This is a genomic window from Dactylosporangium sp. CA-233914 (genome assembly GCF_050942935.1).
Classification (GTDB): Bacteria; Actinomycetota; Actinomycetes; order Mycobacteriales; family Micromonosporaceae; genus Dactylosporangium.
Genome location: NZ_CP192030.1, coordinates 5,297,802 through 5,314,933 on the forward strand (window position 1 = coordinate 5,297,802; position 17,132 = coordinate 5,314,933).

At 73.2% G+C, this 17,132-nt stretch carries 16 protein-coding genes; 7 read left to right on the forward strand and 9 right to left on the reverse strand.

Annotated features, from left to right (window positions below; translation table 11 throughout):
- Positions 1 to 45 precede the first annotated feature (45 nt).
- Together ACQPY0_RS23270 and ACQPY0_RS23275 are read left to right on the forward strand one after the other, a co-directional pair.
- Positions 46 to 519: a hypothetical protein gene (locus ACQPY0_RS23270; RefSeq protein WP_432992337.1), complete on the forward strand. Its 474-nt coding sequence runs from the start codon at positions 46 to 48 to the stop codon at positions 517 to 519.
- A gap of 57 nt (positions 520 to 576) precedes the next feature.
- Positions 577 to 1,479: an NAD(P)-dependent oxidoreductase gene (locus ACQPY0_RS23275; protein ID WP_432992340.1), complete on the forward strand. Its 903-nt coding sequence runs from the start codon at positions 577 to 579 to the stop codon at positions 1,477 to 1,479.
- A gap of 69 nt (positions 1,480 to 1,548) precedes the next feature.
- On the opposite strand, the gene ACQPY0_RS23280 is transcribed toward ACQPY0_RS23275, so the two are convergent.
- Positions 1,549 to 2,703, reverse strand: a complete 1,155-nt coding sequence (locus ACQPY0_RS23280; RefSeq protein ID WP_432992343.1) for an LCP family protein — start codon at positions 2,701 to 2,703, stop codon at positions 1,549 to 1,551.
- 75 nt (positions 2,704 to 2,778) lie between these two features.
- On the opposite strand from ACQPY0_RS23280, the gene ACQPY0_RS23285 reads away from it, so the two are divergent.
- Positions 2,779 to 3,651 (forward strand): hypothetical protein, encoded by an 873-nt coding sequence (locus ACQPY0_RS23285; RefSeq protein ID WP_432992346.1) that lies wholly within the window; start codon positions 2,779 to 2,781, stop codon positions 3,649 to 3,651.
- Between the two features lie 46 nt (positions 3,652 to 3,697).
- Here the strand turns inward: ACQPY0_RS23285 and ACQPY0_RS23290 are convergent, their stop codons facing one another.
- The 8 genes from ACQPY0_RS23290 to ACQPY0_RS23325 form a co-directional block, all read right to left on the reverse strand.
- Positions 3,698 to 5,209: a beta-N-acetylhexosaminidase gene (locus tag ACQPY0_RS23290; RefSeq protein ID WP_432992349.1), complete on the reverse strand. Its 1,512-nt coding sequence runs from the start codon at positions 5,207 to 5,209 to the stop codon at positions 3,698 to 3,700.
- A gap of 60 nt (positions 5,210 to 5,269) precedes the next feature.
- Positions 5,270 to 6,769 (reverse strand): dolichyl-phosphate-mannose--protein mannosyltransferase, encoded by a 1,500-nt coding sequence (locus tag ACQPY0_RS23295; RefSeq protein WP_432992352.1) that lies wholly within the window; start codon positions 6,767 to 6,769, stop codon positions 5,270 to 5,272.
- 21 nt (positions 6,770 to 6,790) lie between these two features.
- Positions 6,791 to 8,155, reverse strand: coding sequence for a condensation domain-containing protein (locus ACQPY0_RS23300; protein WP_432992355.1), 1,365 nt, complete (start codon positions 8,153 to 8,155; stop codon positions 6,791 to 6,793).
- 478 nt (positions 8,156 to 8,633) lie between these two features.
- A complete protein-coding gene (locus ACQPY0_RS23305) occupies positions 8,634 to 9,296 on the reverse strand; it encodes a response regulator (protein ID WP_432992357.1) in 663 nt (220 codons plus the stop codon).
- The gene (locus ACQPY0_RS23310) at positions 9,293 to 10,444 is read right to left on the reverse strand and encodes a sensor histidine kinase (RefSeq protein ID WP_432992360.1); all 1,152 of its coding nucleotides are present in this window, start codon (positions 10,442 to 10,444) and stop codon (positions 9,293 to 9,295) included. Before ACQPY0_RS23310 ends, ACQPY0_RS23305 begins: the two co-directional genes overlap by 4 nt.
- 32 nt (positions 10,445 to 10,476) lie before the next feature.
- A complete protein-coding gene (locus ACQPY0_RS23315) occupies positions 10,477 to 11,280 on the reverse strand; it encodes a lysostaphin resistance A-like protein (RefSeq protein ID WP_432995342.1) in 804 nt (267 codons plus the stop codon).
- A 118-nt stretch (positions 11,281 to 11,398) separates the two neighbouring features.
- On the reverse strand, positions 11,399 to 12,097 hold the full coding sequence (locus ACQPY0_RS23320; RefSeq protein ID WP_432995345.1) for an HAD family hydrolase: 699 nt from the start codon (positions 12,095 to 12,097) through the stop codon (positions 11,399 to 11,401).
- 370 nt (positions 12,098 to 12,467) lie between these two features.
- Positions 12,468 to 12,893: a hypothetical protein gene (locus ACQPY0_RS23325; protein ID WP_432992363.1), complete on the reverse strand. Its 426-nt coding sequence runs from the start codon at positions 12,891 to 12,893 to the stop codon at positions 12,468 to 12,470.
- 532 nt (positions 12,894 to 13,425) lie between these two features.
- On the opposite strand from ACQPY0_RS23325, the gene ACQPY0_RS23330 reads away from it, so the two are divergent.
- The 4 genes from ACQPY0_RS23330 to ACQPY0_RS23345 all read left to right on the forward strand — a co-directional run bounded on the left by ACQPY0_RS23330 (position 13,426) and on the right by ACQPY0_RS23345 (position 17,069).
- The gene (locus ACQPY0_RS23330; protein ID WP_432992366.1) at positions 13,426 to 13,671 is read left to right on the forward strand and encodes a hypothetical protein; all 246 of its coding nucleotides are present in this window, start codon (positions 13,426 to 13,428) and stop codon (positions 13,669 to 13,671) included.
- 214 nt (positions 13,672 to 13,885) lie between these two features.
- Positions 13,886 to 14,551 (forward strand): TetR/AcrR family transcriptional regulator, encoded by a 666-nt coding sequence (locus tag ACQPY0_RS23335; RefSeq protein WP_432992369.1) that lies wholly within the window; start codon positions 13,886 to 13,888, stop codon positions 14,549 to 14,551.
- Between the two features lie 5 nt (positions 14,552 to 14,556).
- Positions 14,557 to 15,483 carry an ABC transporter ATP-binding protein gene (locus ACQPY0_RS23340; RefSeq protein WP_432992372.1) on the forward strand — a complete coding sequence of 309 codons (927 nt, stop codon included), beginning with the start codon at positions 14,557 to 14,559 and terminating at the stop codon, positions 15,481 to 15,483.
- On the forward strand, positions 15,480 to 17,069 hold the full coding sequence (locus ACQPY0_RS23345) for an ABC transporter permease (RefSeq protein WP_432992375.1): 1,590 nt from the start codon (positions 15,480 to 15,482) through the stop codon (positions 17,067 to 17,069). Before ACQPY0_RS23340 ends, ACQPY0_RS23345 begins: the two co-directional genes overlap by 4 nt.
- The last annotated feature ends 63 nt before the right edge of the window (positions 17,070 to 17,132 follow it).

The window sequence follows — 17,132 nt, forward strand, 5'->3', positions numbered from 1 at the left end:
CGCCGGTGTGAACTATGCCCGCGGGCGTACCGCGAGAGGTGGGGCATGAACGCCATCGCGTGGGCCGAACGGGACGGAACCGTGACGCTCAGCGTCGCCGGCGAGCTGCGCCAGGCCGTCGCCACGAGCCCCGGCTGGGTGCTGCTCGTGGACGTGTCCGCGGTCCGGTTCGTCGACTCGGCCGAGGCCGGTCCGGCGCTGGAGATCAGCCGCTGTTCAAGGCGAGGCCGCCGGGTGAGGGATGAGCCGGCCGGCCGCATCGCCGACGGCTATCTCCTGGTGAAGGGCATCCGCGAGGCCGGCGTGGAGGGCGGCTTCAAGGCTGGCCGGGCCGAGACCGAGATCGAGGCGGTCGCCACCGCACACCGCCGGTGGCTCAGCTCCGGCCTGCCGGGCGAGCTGTCCCGGGAGCCGCCGTCCCCGAAGCACTTCGAGCAGGCCTCGCAGCAGCTCCCGAGGATCTGCCGCGCGACCTTCGCCTTGGGTGCCGGCGGCCCTGGGCGGCCTGGAACTCCTTGAACAGCCATTGACACACCCGCCGCTGAACAGCGTGAACGGGGCGCTAACCTGTGGGGCGTGCTGCGCGTTGCCGTGCCCGGGCCGGAGCTGGCCGAGGCTTTGACGGGCACCGACTGGTCGGTGTGGAACATCGGCGACGAGGTGCCGGCCGAGCCGTTCGACCTGCTGGTGCTGCCCTACATGATCCCGGCCGACGAGCTGCGCCGGCTGCCCGCCGGTATCGCGCGGGTGGTGCAGAGCCAGACGCTGGGCTTCGACGGGGTCGCCGGGCGGCTGCCGCCCGGATTCGTGTACTGCAACGCGCCCGGCGTCCACGAGGCCTCCACCGCCGAGCTCGCGGTCGGGCTCATCGTCGCCGACCGGCGCGGCTTCGCCGAGTTCGGCGCCGCCCAGCGCGAGCGGCGCTGGGCGCACCGCGCGCAGCCGGGGCTGGCCGGCTCGCGGGTGCTGCTGGTCGGCGTCGGCGGGGTCGGCGAGCAACTGCGGCACAAGCTCGAGCCGTTCGAGGTGGAGCTGGTGCGCGTCGGGCAGACCGCGCGGGTGGACGCGTACGGTCCGGTGCACGCCACCGGCGACCTGCCGCGGCTGCTGCCGAGCGCTGACGTGGTCGTGGTGGCCGTCCCCCTCGGCCCCGGCACCCGCGGCCTGATCTGCGACGCCTTCCTCGCCGCCATGCGCGACGGCGCGCTGCTGGTCAACGTCTCCCGCGGCCCGGTCGCGGACACCGACGCGCTGCTCGCCCACACCGCGTCGGGCCGCCTGCACGTGGCCCTGGACGTCACCGACCCCGAGCCGCTGCCGACCGGCCATCCACTGTGGACGGCCCCGAACGTCGTCATCACCCCGCACGTGGGCGGGCACACCGCCGCGATGGGCCCGCGCGTGCGCCGGGTCGTGCGCACCCAGATCGAGCGGCTGTCGGCCGGTCTCGACCCGGCCAACGTCGTGGTTCAGACCTGAGCGGGGCGCTCAGGCAGTCGCCGGCGAGCCGCCCGACCGCCGCCGCCCGACTCGGCTGACCTGGATTCGTCAACTCTTCGCGATCAGCTCCGGGTGGGCGGTGAGGAACGCCGGGAGCGTCTCGGTGCGCACCGCGTCGAACAGGTCCAGGGTGGTGTCGTCCAGCGCCTCGGCCTGGCGGTTGTCCGGCGAGTTGTTGAAGGTGCCGTTGTTGGTCTTCACGGTGATGAGGTCGTCGCCGCCGATGCCGCGCATCGCGTACGCCCAGTCGGCCAGATCGATCCCGCCGCTGTCGATCGTCATCGCCTTGCCCGCGACCTGCAGCACCTGATTGAGCTGCTTGGGGCTGCTCAGCACGTCACGGCTGAGCATCTTGCCGAACAGCGCCTTGAGGAACTGCTGCTGGTGGCGCTGCCGGTCGTAGTCGCTGTTGGGCAGCAGCTCGCGCTGGCGGACGAAGTCCAGCGCCTGCCACGGCTCCAGGTGCTGGAGGCCGACATGGTACACGACCGGCGTCACGCCCGGCACCGCGGAGAGCCCCTGGCCGCCGTCCGCGCGGGTGTACTGCCGGAAGGGCACCTTGGTCTCACCCTTGGCGTCGTGCCCGATGTGGATCGAGGTCGTCTCCTCGTCGACGTACATGTCCACGCCGCCCAGCACCTCGACGACCTGCTGGAACCCGGAGAAGTCGACGATCGCGGCGCCGTCGAACGCGATGCCCCACAGCGACTTGATGGTCAGCGCCAGCAGCTCGACCGCGTGGGCGCGCTGCTCGGCCCCGGTCAGCCCCTCGCCCCCGCGCGCGTAGGCCCCGTTGATCTTGTCATGGCCGCCCTCGTACTGCCGGGCGCCGTTGTCGTACGGCGGGATCTTCACCCACGTGTCGCGCGGAATGGACACGAGAAACGCGGAGTCGTGGCTCGCCGGGATGTGCAGCATGATGATCGAGTCGGCCCGCACCGGCTCGGCCGGGTCCTGTCCGGGCCGCGCGTCGACGCCGATGAGCAGGATGGTCTTGGCCCCGGTGATGTCGACATGACCGCGCTGCTGGGCCTGCTTGCCGCTGCCGCCGAGCAGCTTCTCCTGGGCGACGCTGCGGGTGGCGTAGGAGAACAGGGCCTGCTTTCCGGCCAGCGCGCCGGCCGCGAGCAGCACCAGCGCGATGCCCCCGGCGATCAGCAGCCGCGCCCAGAGCGGGTCCTTGGAGCGGGCCGGGATCGTCACCGAATCACTGTAGCCTCGCCGCGCTCCCGTTTGGGCCGGCAGCGGCGCACGACCCCGGTCGGGCAAGATGGCGGTGTGGGCACGACATCGACGGCTCGGCGCGTCGGCACGGTGTGCGGCATGGCCGCGGCCGGCCTGCTCAGCGCCGCCTACGCGACCACGGCCGCAACGATGATCATCGCCGTGACGGCGCTGGTGGTCGCCGGCCTGATCACCCAGGTGCCTCACCCGGCCGGCCCGCCGGGCTTCGGGCCGCACCGGCGTCCCAGGCGCGACCGGCTGCTGTTTCCGCTGCTGGCGAGCGTGGCCGCGTCAACCGTCGCGGCGCTGACCGTCGTCTGGGCGGCGGTCACCCCCGAGGGCCCGGTCCCGTGCGTCGATCCGTCGACGCACGCCCGGCTGGAGATCCTCGCCGCGTTCGGGGCCCAGGTGATCGCCGCGGTCGTCGTCATCCGGGCCGCGGACCGCGACCGCGGCGTCGCCTCGTGGCGGGCGTACCTCCGGCACAGTCCCCGCATCCGAAACTCCCTCGCGGTCGTGCTGCACGTCGCCGCCCCGGCCGCCACCGCCGCGACCCTGGCCGGCGCCACCGCCTGCTCACTGAGCCGGACGCGGCTGATCGACACGCTCGTCGCCGGCACGGTCGCGGCCGCCATCACCGGCGTGGACCTCCTGCTCGCCGCCCGGCTCGTCGGCCTGGCCGTGCTCGCCCCGGCGGTCCGCGCCGACACCGAAGGCATCGAGCTGGCCCTGCTGGCGGCCGACATCCGCTCGGTCGACCAACTGCACGTCGTTCACCTGGCCCACGACGAGCTCATGGTGACCGCCCGCGTCGGCCTGCCCGCGGACGCCGACGTCCCCGCGGCCCTGCACCGCGCCCGCGCGCACATCCAGGACTTCGTCCCGACGGCCCGCCACATCTACCTGCAGCCGGAGTCCAAACCCTGACCGGCGCCGGGTGAATCACCCCGCCGGAGGCCGACGCGATGCCGTGCTACGCGGGCCAGGGGATCTGCGGGGACGGGTAGAAGTTGATGCCCTGGGCGCGCCAGCGCGGAGCCTGCGCGGCGAGTCGCCGGCGGAACGCGGGCCAGTCGTGCGTCGCGGCCGGGGACCAGCCCAGCTCCGCGATCGCCGGCAACCGCGGGAACGCCATGTACTCGATGTCCGCCGACGTCCGGATCGTCTCCGTCCAGAGTGGAGCTTCGACGCCCCGGATCGCCGCGGGCGGTGCGCCCACGAGGTAGGTCCCCGGGTCCCAGCCGTACGCGTCGCTCACCTCGACGAGGCCGGCCCAGTCCTGGCCGAGCGGGGTGGCGGGGTCGTACTTCATGTCGAGGTACGCGAGGTTCGCCGGCGACAGCACCACCCCGGTGCCGTTCGCGGCCGCCGCGGCGACCTGCGGGTTGTCGTTCGTCGTGTCCCAGTACTGCGCGAGCGTCGTCGGCCGCGGCGTGGCCGAGACGACCTGGTGCCAGGCCAGGACGCGCTTGCCGTGCGCGGCCACGATGCCCTGGACCCGGTTCATGAACGCGACGTAGTCGGCCTGGCTCGTGGCGTGGGCCTCGTCGCCGCCGATGTGCAGGTATGGGCCGAGGGTGAGTGCGGCGAGCTCGCGGATGACGTCGTCGAGGAAGCGGTACGTCACCTCCTTGCCGACGCACAGCGAGCTGAAGCCGACGTCGGTGCCGGTGTACAGCGGCGGCGCCACCCCGTCGCAGTTGAGCTCCGGGTAGGAGGCGAGCGCGGCGTTGACGTGCCCGGGCATGTCGATCTCGGGGACGACGGTGATGTAGCGGCTCGCGGCGTAGGCGACGATCTCGCGGTACTGCGCCTGGGTGTAGTAGCCGCCCGGGTCGCCGCCGACGGCCGTGCTGCCGCCGTAGGTCGCCAGCCGGGGCCAGCTGTTGATCATGATGCGCCAGCCCTGGTCATCGGCCAGGTGCAGATGCAGAACATTGATCTTGTACTGCGCGAGCTGGTCGATGTACCGCTCGACCTGCGCCACCGTGAAGAAGTGCCGCGCCACGTCGAGCATCGCCCCGCGGTGGCCGAAGCGCGGCGCGTCGCTCACGTGCCCGGCGGGCACGGTCCACGGGCGCGTGACCGGGACGAGCTGCCGCAGCGTCTGCACGCCGGCGAACAGCCCGGCGGCCCGCTCGGCGCTGATCGTCACCGCGCGGGACGACACGTCCAGCTGGTACCCCTCGGAGCTCCCGCCGGTGACCGTGAGCGCGATGTCGCCGGGCCCGCGCACGATCGGCAGCGGGTAGCCGGTCGAGCGGCGCAGCAGCCCGGCGAGGTAACCGGCGACGCCGTCCGCGCCCGGCCCGGCCGAGATCGTGGTGTGCCGGTCGATGGTGAACGCGCCCCGCTCGACCCGCACGGAGACGGGGGCGGGGAGGATGCCGGTGTAGGCGGTGCCGGCCGCCGCGGTCGGCGTGGCGACGGCGAAGACGGAGGCGCCCGCGGTGATGAGCGCGGCGGCGACCAGCCTGAACCTCATGCGAAAGCCTCCCGCGACTCGACTGTAAGGGCGCTTTCCAGATCGATGAATGTCAGGCTATCAGATCCAGCGCGGGCCGAGCCACATGCGAGCCAGCCAGTCCGCGTACGGTATCGGGGTGTCGCTGTAGATCGGGTAGAAGTACGCGAAACAGGCGGCGACCAGCAGCACGTACGTCCCGGCGATGATCGCGCCGATCAGCCGCCGGTCGCTGTCCGGCCGGGCGCTGCGCGGCGGGCCGATGATCGCGCCGAGCACGTAGACCACCGCTAGGACCAGGAACGGCTCGGCCGGCAGGGCGTAGAAGTAGAACATCGTGCGGTGCTCCGGCATGGAGGCGAACCACGGCAGGATGCCGGCCAGTGCGCACGCCATGATCAGCCAGGCCCGCCCGTCGCGCCGGGCGGTCGCCAGCCAGCCGAGCCCGGCCAGCGCGGGCAGGAACGACCACCACAGCAGCGGCGTGCCGAGCAGCACGATCACCGACGCGCAGTTGTCCGCCCCGCACGGGCCGGTGCCCGTAAAGTCGAAGAGCACCGGGCGGCCCAGCAGCAGCCACTGCCACGGCCACGACTGGTACGGGTGGTACTTGTCCAGCGTGGTGTGGAAGCCGTACGCCTCCTGGTGGTAGTGCAGCAGGTTCACCAGCGGGTCGATGAGCCGGTCGTGGGGCAGGCCGTGGCTCTCGGCGTACCAGTGCCGGAAATAGCCGTCGCCGGTGGCGAACCAGCCGGTCCACGTCACCAGGTACGCGACCAGGGCCAGGCCGGCGAACGCCGCCGGCCACGCGAGGGCGGCCGGGAGACCGTCGCGGATCCAGTGCGTGGCACCGGCGCTGCGCCGGGCGGCGAGGTCGCACACGACGGCGGCGGCCGCGAACAGCACGAGATACCACAGGCCGCTCCACTTGACCCCGCAGGCCAGCCCGAGCGAGACCGCGCAGGCGATGCGGTACCACGGGATGCCGAGCTTCTGCAGGCGGTCCGGATCGGCGCCGGCCTCCAGCAGGCGCAGCCAGCGGGCGCGGCGCTGCTCGCGGTCCAGGACCAGGAACAGGAACGCGACCACGATCCAGAACGTCAGGTAGATGTCGAGCAGCGCCACCCGCGACATCACGAAGTGCATGCCGTCGAGCGTCATGAGCAGGCCCGCCGCGGCGGCGAGGACGGTCGAGCGCAACAGCCGCCAGGTCGCCAGCATCATGAGCAGGATCGCGGCGACCCCGGCCACGACGGCCATGATGCGCCAGCCGAAGGAGTTGTACCCGAAGAGCTCCTCCCCGAGCCCGATCATCCACTTGCCCAGGGGCGGGTGCACGACATACTGCGGCGTGTTGTCCTCGGGGTTCCACTCGACGCCGTGGTTGAGCAGGTCCTGCGCCTCGTTGGCGTAGTACAGCTCGTCGAAGATGACGCCCCGGGGCTTGGCGAGGTTGATCAGCCGCAGCACCAGCGCCACGCCGGTGACGATGATCGCGGCGAGCCAGAACCCGGCCGGGAATCGCCCGGGTCCCGCGAGCCGCCGCCGGACGATCTCGGGAACGGTCTCCGTCTCGGTCACCGGCCGAGTTTAGGCGCGAACTCAGGCCGCCGTGGTACCGGCCAGGCTTGCCCCGCTCAGCGCGGCATCGACGATGAGGGACTCGATCCGGCGCAGGCCCGACGCAAGCATCGCGGGTGAGACCGCCGCGGTGTCGACCCGCCAGGTCAGCTCGATGCTGTCCGCCACCGCGTCGACGTGCAGGTAGCTGGTGGCGTCGAACTCGTTGGAGCGCGGGCCCCAGGCGATGCGGGTGAACTTCAGCGCCTCGGTGATCGGGCCCGGCCCCGGCGGTGCCGTCGCCTCGGTGGCCTGGGCGGCCGAGCGGCGGCGGTCGTTGAAGTAGCACAGGGTGTCCAGCGGCGTGCCGCGCTCGGCGCCGACCCGCTCGACGAGCGCCCACAGGTCGCGCGGTTGGTAGTACGCGTGCAGGCCCGCCGCGAGCTGACCGCGCCAGGCGCGGGCGACGACCTCGTCGAAGCCGGCGCCGGCGGTGTCCACGACCGCGAGCCCGGCCATGGCGAGGTTGCTCACCGACGCCGCGAAGCCGGGCCGGAACCGGTTGCTGACCACGATCCGGAACGCGCCGACGGGCTGGCCGGACAGCTCCGCGAGCATGACCGCGTACGCGGCGAGCAGCACGGTGCCGGAGTGGACCCGGGTGCGGTCGGCCACGGTGGTGAGCCCGAGCGCGGTCGCGGGCGTGGTGAGGGTCGCCTCCCACCACCGCTGCGGCGCCGGCTCCAGCGCGCGGGGCAGGCGCCGGGGCTCGATGGCGCGCAGGTTGCGCTCCCAGTACCGCAGCGACGCCTCGTGGTGCCGCCGCGCGGCCCGGCCCCGCTGGGCGCGGGCGAGCTCGAGCGGCTGGATGCCCTCGACGGGGGCGAGCGCCCGGCCGGTGGCGGGGTCGAGGTTGGCGAGGTCCGCGGTGAGCGCCTCGAAGCCGTACCCGTCGATGACCATGTGGCAGTAGAGCGCGACGAGGTGCACGGCCCGGTCCCCGTCGGCGATGACCGCCATGCGCACCGGCCAGTCGGTCGCCGGGTCCCACGGCGCGACCTCGTACCGCGCCCGGATCTTCGCCGCCTGCGCCGCCGGGTCGCCGGCGGCCGCGTACACCTCGAGCGTGATCTCGCCGGACGGGGCGAGGCACTGCTTCGGCGGGGCGTCGCCGTCGCCGGGCAGCAGCCGCGTGCGCAGCGACTGGTGCCGGCTCATGATGAAGCCGAGCAGCTGCGCGATGCCCGCCACGGTGGTGCCCTCGGCGAGCGGCATGGTGCCGCCGGTCCATTCGGTGGCCTTGACGAGCAGCATCGACCGCCAGGCCGCGAACTGGGCCCAGGTCAGCTCCTCGATCCCCTCCCCGTCGCCTTCGAAGGGCACGGTGAGGCAATGCGTCAGTGACATTCCTGAGTCCTTTGCCTGAGGTCTGGCAAATGGGGCCTGCACCGGCGGCGGCGAGCCCGCGCGTCGCCGGTGCGGCGTCGAGGTGAACCCGTGCCCCCTAGAGGTTACGAACGCCCTTGAGGTTACGAACGCCCTTCATGTGCCGACCTCCTTCCGCACCACGTGGGTCGATGCGCCGACACTAGTCCCGTCCGAACCCGCTCGGAACGACGTAAGGATTCGAATGGCGTCAATTGCTGCGAATGTCCAAAGTATTTATGGTGACCCATGGGTAAGCGAGGGTTGTGGAAGGGGTCCGCCGAGGGTTGGCCGCCGTTGAGATGTTCGCCGATTCCGGGTTCTCGCGATAATGCACACCGGTTCGGAAATGGTCCGGTTTGCGCGGGGCCGGACGGCCGGGCCCACGGTCAGGATGTCCACTATGGACACCGCCGCGCGGCCGTCCCGGCTGGGCCCCGTCCGCGCGCTTCGCCGCCGCTCAGGCGTCGGGGTCCGCGATGCCGGTGCGGAAGGCGTAGACCACCGCCTGGACCCGGTCGCGCAGGTCGAGCTTGCTCAGGATGCGCGAGACGTACGTCTTGACGGTCTCGGCGCTGATGACGAGCGTCGCCGCGATCTCCGCGTTGGACTGCCCGGTCGCGATGAGGCGCAGCACCTCCAGCTCCCGGGGCGTCAGGACGCTCTCGGCGGCCGTCTCGGGGTCGGCCGGGCGGACGCGGGTGCCGAAGCGGCCGATCAGGCGGCGGGTGACCTCCGGTGCCAGCAGCGCGTCGCCGTTCGCGACCGTGCGCACGGCCGCGATGAGCTGCGGCGGGGTGGCGTCCTTGAGCAGGAAGCCGCTCGCGCCCGCGCGCAGGGCCTGGTACACGTACTCGTCGAGGTTGAACGTCGTCACCACGAGCGTCTTGATCGGCTCGGCGACGCCGGGGCCGGCCAGCTGCCGGGTCGCCTCGATGCCGTCCAGCACCGGCATGCGGATGTCCATCACCACCACGTCCGGGCGCAGGCGCCGGGCCAGGTCGACGGCGGCCCGCCCGTCGCTCGCCTCGCCGACGACCGCCAGGTCCGGCTGGGCGTCGAGGATGGTGACGAAGCCGGTGCGCACCAGCGCCTGGTCGTCGCAGACGAGCAGCCGGATCATGCGGGCTCTCCAACCGGGATGCGGGCGGCGACGGTGAAGCCGCCGTCGGGGCTGGGGCCGGCGGACAGCTCGCCGCCGAAGACCTCGACCCGGTCGCGCAGCCCTTGCAGGCCGCGGCCGGATCCGCCGACCGCGCTGCCGGCGGGGCGCGCCGAGGTGTCCGCCGGTGCGTTGGTGACGTCGATGTGCAGGCCGTCCGCACGATACGCCAGGCGTACGACCGTCGCGCGGCCGGCCGCGTACTTCAGCGCGTTGGTCAGCGCCTCCTGCACGACCCGGTAGGCGGCCAGCTCGCGGCCGGAGCCGAGGTCGCGCCGGCCGCCCTCCTCGACCAGCTCCACCGGCTGCCCCGCGGCCCTCGTGCGGGCCAGCAGGTCGCCGAGGGCGTCGAGCGAGGGCGTGTCGCCGCGCGGGGCCACCCGGTCCGGGTCGAGGACGCCGAGCAGCTCCCGCAGCTCGCCGAGGGCCCGCCGCCCGGTGCCGCTGATCGCCGTCAGGCTCGCCGCCAGCCTGTCCGGCGCCGTGGCGAGGTACGGCGCCGCGTCCGCCTGTACGACCATCGCCGTCACGTGATGGGTGATGACGTCGTGCAGCTCCCGCGCGATCCGCGAACGCTCCTCGGCCCGGGCCGCCGCGGCCGCCGCCCGCCGCCGCTCGGCCTCGGCCAGCCGCCCGCGCCGCACCCACGCCCCGGCGAGCCAGCACGAGGAGATGAGGCAGAAGAAGATGACGTAGTCCTGGGGCCGGGTCGGCGATCCGGCCGCGTGCAGGGCAACCGCGAGGCCGATGTAGGCCACGACCGCCGCCGTGGCGACCGGGCGGCGGAAGCGGTCCTGGTGGGCGGCGACGCTGTACAGGGCGAGCAGCAGCCCGGCACCGGCGAACGTCGGGTAGCCGCGCAGCTCCTGCACCGCGAACCCCGCCGCCACGATCGCCAGGCCCGCGGCCGGCCACCGGCGCCGCCCGGCCAGCGTCAGCGACTGCGCGAGGGCCGCGGCGACGGCGAGGGCGTCGATCGGGCGGTGGGGCAGCTCGCCGAGGCGGGTGCCGTTGGCGGCCAGCGGCGGCAGGAAGGCGAGCAGGGCCAGCGCGACCCCGGCCGTCCCGTCGCGCAACAGCACGCTGCACGATCGCCACCACCGCGACACGCCCGCAGCGTAGCCGCCGGGCCGGGAGCGCCTCACCGGCGACCGGCCCGCACGATCCGGCCGCGCCGGTGGGCGTGGCGCAGCAGGACCGCCGCCGTCACCCCGCCGACCAGGATCGCGAAGACGCTGCCCTCCGGCCCGAACCCACCGCCGCTGATCGCCGCCGGGCCCTCGGTGACACTGCGCAGCAGCCCGTGCGGGGCCGTGCCGGTGCCGGACACGATCGTGCCGAACAGCCCCGACTCGGCGAAGTTCCAGCCCAGGTGCAGGCCGATCGGCACCCACAGCGAGCGGGTGGCCGTGTACGCGGCGCCGAGCATCACGCCGGCCTCGGCCGCGATCGCGATCGCGCCCCAGAGCGTGGCGCCGGGGTTGAGCAGGTGCAGGGCGCCGAAGAGCACGCCGGAGACGACGAGCGCGACCAGCGTGCCCGCCCACTGCTCGACCAGCCGGAACAGCACGCCGCGGAACAGCAGCTCCTCGGCGACCGCGGCCCCGGTCATCGTGCCGAGCGAGGCGAGCATGCCCCAGACCGAGCCCCAGCCGGTGATCCGGTACCCGCCGCACACGGCGATGAGCGCGATGGTGACCGCGAACAGGCCCACGCCCGCCGCTGCCCCGCGCAGCACCCCCGGCAGCAGGGTGGCGCCGGCCGCCTCGTCGACCGGGCGCTTCTCCAGGCGCCGGACCATCATGCGGTACACCATGAGCCCGGCCGACGCCGTCAGCGCCCCGAAGACGAGCGCCGTGACCGCGTTGCCGGCCGCGGCCGAGTTGACGGCCGCGGACACCACGAGCACCACGCCGAACGTCACGAGCATGAGCAGCAGCCGCAGCCCGATCCGCCGCCGCGGCACGGCCTGAGTCTCCACCATCGCCATCTCCTCCCATCGATGCGCGGTCGTCCTCGCCGCGCCACGCATCGACGCTATGGCCGCGACCCATCGCCGGGCGTCACCGTCCAGTGGGCAGTGCGGAGTAGCTCGCCCGGGGGACACCGAGCAGTTGGAGCAGGTCGGCGGCGGTGATGTCGGCCAGCCGCCGCGCGTGGCGATGGGCCCGCGGCGAGAATCCGTGCCGCGACACGTGGACCACCCGGCAGCCGGCCGCCAGGGCGCTGGCCACGCCGCGGGCCGAGTCCTCCACGGCGATGCAGGCCGACGCGGGCAGGTCCAGCAACTGCATCGCGCGACGGTACGGCGCCGGGGCCGGCTTCGGGGCCAGCCCCTCGTCGTCGCCGCAGACGACCACGTCGAAGCAGTCCGGCCCCGCGTCGGCCAGGACGTAGCTGACCAGCGTGCGATACGTTGAGGTGACCAGCCCGATCGCGAGCCCTTCGCGGCGCACGGCGGCGAGCAGCTCACGCGCGCCGGGCAGCCAGTTCACCCCTTCGGCGTACTCTTGCCGCACCTGGTTCTCGACCCACGCCACGTCGCCGGTAACGTCAAGATCCACCCAGCCGAACCGGTCGTGCAGGTAGCGCATCGCCAGCGTCGAGTCGAGACCGCTGAGATTGTGCAGAATCTCGTCGGTCATCTCGGCGTGGCGGGAGCGCAGCAGCCGGCTGTTCGCGGCGGCCCAGACCGGTTCGCTGTCGATCAACGTCCCGTCGAGATCGAACAGCACCGCGCCCCGGTACGGGCCCTCGTCCATGAGCACCGAGGAATGGTAGCGACGCCCCCGCCGGTCGCGATTCACCCTATGGCCTTACCTCCCCGCGTCTGTAGCGTCACGATCAGCGACAAGCCCGACCGGTCCGCGCCGCGACGAGAAACCCCGACAATAGGCCCGTTTCGAGCGATACGGACACGTCGTCGTTGGGGTGCCACCGGTTCCGTGGTGCACGCGTTTGCCAGCCTGCCGGTGCGCCCGAGTCGCCGCAGTGCAAGCTGCTCGGCCGCGGTCTGGGCACACATCCGTCGGTGACGCCGGGTGGCCGACGCGCGCGACGCGGAGTCTCAGCTCCGCGTGGTGACGACACCACGGTCACACCGGCGGCGACCGTTCCCCCGTTCCCGACCGATCATGGCCACGCGATGCGGTGAACACAGGGAGCGACAGACCCGGCGCCGGCCGCAGCGATGTTGTCGAGCCGCGCGCCCGGCGGCTGCCTGCAGGCTGTCTGGTGGTCGAAGGCGACGACCGGCGAGATCGGGGGCGTGGCTGGCGAGATGTACGCGGCCCGCGAGCAGGACATGGCCGCCTGGCCGGAGAGGGCGACCTGGCCGTCGAGGGCGACCTGGCCGTCGAGGGCGACCTGGCCGGAGAGGGACTCGGTGGTGGCAAGGGATGCGCGAGTGTGGCGGCGGGCCGGCGGGTAGCGGGCGCCGGAGAGGTGGGCGGTGGCGCGGCGTCGCCGGAACGGCTCGACCGTTGCTGCTGCACGGCGTCGCCGTGGCGAGGGCCTGGCCGTTGCTGCGGCGGTGGTGACGCTACGGATCGACAGCACGACTGGACGGGCCTGGAGCGCGGTGATTGGACCGGCTGGGTGCGCGATGACGCCGGTGCGGGCCGGGAACACGGCGACGGCGAGGGCCTTGGCGATGGTGCACGGGACATCGGCGACGCTGGCCTCGGCGACTGCGTACGTGATGTCGGCGGCAGGGGCTGTGACGGTGGGGCGGCAAGGCCGCGAGGGCGAGGCGGTCCGGACGGGGCGGGCGCCGACGGATCGGAGCGGGATTCGGCTGGCTGGCCGGACCGCGGGAGCCGGGCTGACTCGCTGGACCTCGGGGGTTGGGCTGGCTGGTCGGGCGGCGGGGGTTGGGCTGGCTGGCCGGGCGGCGGGAGTGCGGCTGGGTGGCTGGATCGTGGGGGTTGGGCTGGCTGGCCGGGCGGCGGGAGTTGGGCTGGCTGGCCGGGCGGCGGGAGTCGGTCTGGGTTGGCGGACAGCCTGGGGTGGGTTGAGGCGACGGACGGTCTGGGTTGGGTTGGGTGGCCAGAGAGCGGCGGCGGGCGGCTCGGGCGTCCTGTTCGGCCCAGTGGGCGGTGATCTCGGCGGTGCGGGCCTCGGCGTCCAGGCGGGCCAGGCGCTCGGCGTGGCGCGCCTCCAAGCCGCGGCGGCGGGCCTCGGCGAACTCGGCGCGGACCGCACGGCGTTGGGCCACCCGGCGGCGGTTCTCGGCCAGCATCGCGTCAAAGCGGCTACGCCACTGCGAATCGGCGGTCCCGGCCAGCACCTCGCTCATGGACTCAACCTAGAACAGGGGTACGACAAAAACCCGTGAGCAGCGCAAACGCGGCGGCCGACGGCCCGGCCGGCGTCAAGGGGTGCCGCGCGTTCTTGACCTACCGGCGGTCTGTCATTTCAGTATTTATCCCCCGACGGGGCATAAGTCCGATTCAGTGGTGGCGCGGGCCACCTTGCGCCGCGGCTATACGTGCGTATAGTCAGCTGTCGGAGCGAGTAGTCGGCCATACGGCCGGATAGGGGGTGGGGGCATGAGGCATCCAGCGGGCGAGACGGCTTTCGAGGACCTCACGGCCCGGGCCCGGATTCGTGACGCCGCGATTCGGCTGTTCGCCGAGCGGGGCGCCGAGTCCACGACGGTGCGGGACATCGCTCAGGCGGCCGGGGTGTCGCCGGGGCTGCTGCGGCACCACTTCGGGTCCAAGGACGAGCTGCGCGAGGCGTGCGACGCGTACGTGCTCGAGCGCATCATGAAGATCAAGGAGAAGCTGGTCTACGAGGGCGGGGTCGCCACCCCGGGCTACCTGCCCTCGGTCCATCCGACCATCGTGCTGTACTACAAGTATCTCACCCGGGCACTGCTCGGCGGCTCGTCCAGCGCGGCGGCCATGTTCGACGACATCGTGGTGCTGACCGAGGAGTGGATCAGCAAGAACGCGCCGGACGTCACCGACGACTACCGGGGCTATGCGGCGCTGATGGTCGGCATGCACACCGGCATGCTCGCGATGTTCGAGCACATGAACCGCGCCCTCGGCGTCGACATCTTCACCGCCCCGGGGCACACCCGCCTGGTCGGTGTGATGGTCGACTTCTACTCGCACCCGCTTATCGACGCCGAATTCCTTGCCCAGGCCCACCAGGCGGTGGACGCCCTGCGGGCCGTGAATCCGCCCACCGCGGACGAAGGAGCATGAGGACCATGACCGAGGCGATCCACACAGGCGCACTGGTCAAGACGTACGGGCATACCCGCGCGCTCGACGGGCTCGATCTCGTCGTGCAGACCGGGGAGGTGCACGGCTTCCTCGGGCCCAACGGCGCCGGGAAGTCCACCACCATCCGGGTCCTGCTCGGGCTGCTGCGCGCCGACTCGGGCACCGCCCGGCTGCTCGGCGGCGATCCGTGGCGCGACGCCGCGGCGCTGCACAAGCGGCTGGCGTACGTGCCCGGTGACGTCACGCTCTGGCCGAACCTCTCCGGCGGGGAGGTCATCGACCTGCTTGGCCGTCTGCGCGGCGGGATCGACAAGAGTCGCCGCGCCGAGCTGCTGGAGCGCTTCGACCTCGACCCGACCAAGAAGGGCCGCACCTACTCGAAGGGTAACCGGCAGAAGGTCGCGCTCGTCGCCGCGCTCGCCTCCGACGTCGAGCTGATCGTGCTCGACGAGCCTACCTCCGGCCTCGACCCGCTCATGGAGGAGGTCTTCCGCCAGGTGGTCCGCGAGGAGCAGCAGCGCGACGGGCGCACGGTCCTGCTCTCCAGCCACATCCTCGCCGAGGTCGAGGCGCTCTGCGACCGGGTCACCATCATCCGCGACGGCCGCACGGTGGAGACCGGCACGCTCAACGAGCTGCGCCACCTGACCCGCACGTCGATCCAGGCCGACCTCGCCGGTCCGCTGAACGGGCTCGGCGCGCTGCCCGGCGTACACGATCTGCAGACCCACAACGGCACCGTGCGCTTCAACGTCGACAACGCCGAACTGGACGCGGTGCTGCGCCAGCTCACCGCCGTCGGCGTGCGCAGCCTCACCAGCCAGCCGCCCACGCTGGAGGAGCTCTTCCTGCGCCACTACGACCGTAGCCGCGCCGCCGAGGCCAAGCCGCGCACGGGGGCGGCCCGATGAACTCACTCACCGGCACGCGTGCCCTGACCCGGCTCGCCCTGCGCCTCGACCGCGTCCGCCTCACCGTGTGGGTGCTCGGCCTCGCGGTCATGCCGATGGCGACCGCTGCCAACTACTTCAAGTTGTACCCGACCGACGCCGACCTGCGTGCGGTGAGCGGCGTGCTCGCCAACCCGTCCCTGGTGGCGCTCAGCGGCCCGCTGTACAGCGTGACGATCGGCGGCCTGAGCGTGTGGAAGGTCGGCGTCAGCGAGTTCATCCTCGTCGGCCTCATGAGCATGCTGACGGTCGTGCGGCACACCCGCACCGAGGAGGAGACCGGGCGCCTGGAGCTGCTGCGCGCCACGGTCATCGGCCGGCACGCGCCGCTGACCGCCGCGCTGCTGGTGACCTCGCTGGCCAACCTGGCGATCGCGGTCCTGGCCGCGCTCGGGCTGATGGCCACCGGTCTGGCACCGGCCGGCTCGGTCGCGTTCGGCCTCGCCATCGGCCTGTTCGGCCTGCTGTTCGCCGCCGTCGCGGCCGTTGCCGCCCAGCTCACCCAGAGCGCCCGGGCCGCCAATGGCATCGCCGGCGCCGTGCTCGGCGGCAGCTATCTCCTGCGTGCCCTCGGCGACACCGGGCCCACGTGGCTGAGTTGGCTGTCGCCGACCGGCTGGGCCTTGCACGTGCGACCGTTCGCGGGGGAGCGCTGGTGGGTCGCCGGTCTGCTCGTGGTCTTCGCGGCCGTGTTCGCGGTGGCCGGATACGCGCTGGCGGGCCGCCGCGACGTCGGCGCCGGCCTGCTGCCGGAGCGCCCCGGACCGGCCGCGGCGGCGCCCGCCCTGCGCAGCCCGCTCGCGCTGGCCTGGCGCCTGCACCGCGGCCTGCTGGTGGGCTGGGCGGTCGCGATGCTGCTCACCGGCGCGGTGATGGGCGGCGCGGCCGTCGGCATCGGCAACCTCGACTCGCCGAACCAGCAGCTCACCGACATCCTGGCCCGGATGGGCGGCACCGCCGGGCTCGCCGACGCGTTCCTCGGCGCCATCTACGGCATCATCGGGATGGTCGCCGCGGTGTACACGATCCAGGCGACGCTGCGGCTGCGCCAGGAGGAGAGCACCGGCCACGTCGAGTCGATCCTCGCCACCCGCGTCGGGCGCCTGCGCTGGGCCGCGAGTCACCTCGCCATCGCCCTGCTGGGCACCGCCCTGCTGCTGGCCGTGGCCGGCGTCGCGGGCGGGCTGTCGTACGGCGCCCAGGTCCACGACGTCGGCGGCCAGACCGGCCGGCTGCTCGCCGCCGCGATGGTTCAGCTCCCCGCCGCGTGGGTGCTGGCCGGCCTCGGCATGGCGCTGGTCGGCCTGGCCCCGCGGCTGAGCACCCTGACGTGGGCCGCACTGATCGGGTCGGTCCTGCTCGTCGAGCTGGGCGCGCTGTTCGGCCTCAACCAGCGGGTGCTCGACGTCACCCCGTTCGCGCACGTGCCGAAGCTGCCCGGCTCCGCGTTCACCGTGGCCCCGGTGCTGTGGCTGACGCTCGTCGCCGTGGCGCTGGGCGCCGCGGGCCTGGCCGGCCTGCGCCGCCGGGACATGCCGGTGTCCTGAGTGGATGATCGGGGCGGCCGGGTCGATCGACCCGGCCGCCCCGATCACCGCTGTGCAGTGGAG

Bases quoted from the DNA above. Each gene is read 5' to 3' on its own strand.
- ACQPY0_RS23270 (WP_432992337.1), top strand. From the start codon at position 46: ATGAACGCCATCGCGTGGGCCGAACGGGACGGAACCGTGACGCTCAGC.
- ACQPY0_RS23290 (WP_432992349.1), bottom strand. From the start codon at position 5,209: ATGAGGTTCAGGCTGGTCGCCGCCGCGCTCATCACCGCGGGCGCCTCC.
- ACQPY0_RS23300 (WP_432992355.1), bottom strand. From the start codon at position 8,155: ATGTCACTGACGCATTGCCTCACCGTGCCCTTCGAAGGCGACGGGGAG.
- ACQPY0_RS23305 (WP_432992357.1), bottom strand. From the start codon at position 9,296: ATGATCCGGCTGCTCGTCTGCGACGACCAGGCGCTGGTGCGCACCGGC.
- ACQPY0_RS23320 (WP_432995345.1), bottom strand. From the start codon at position 12,097: ATGGACGAGGGCCCGTACCGGGGCGCGGTGCTGTTCGATCTCGACGGG.
- ACQPY0_RS23335 (WP_432992369.1), top strand. From the start codon at position 13,886: ATGAGGCATCCAGCGGGCGAGACGGCTTTCGAGGACCTCACGGCCCGG.
- ACQPY0_RS23340 (WP_432992372.1), top strand. From the start codon at position 14,557: ATGACCGAGGCGATCCACACAGGCGCACTGGTCAAGACGTACGGGCAT.
- ACQPY0_RS23345 (WP_432992375.1), top strand. From the start codon at position 15,480: ATGAACTCACTCACCGGCACGCGTGCCCTGACCCGGCTCGCCCTGCGC.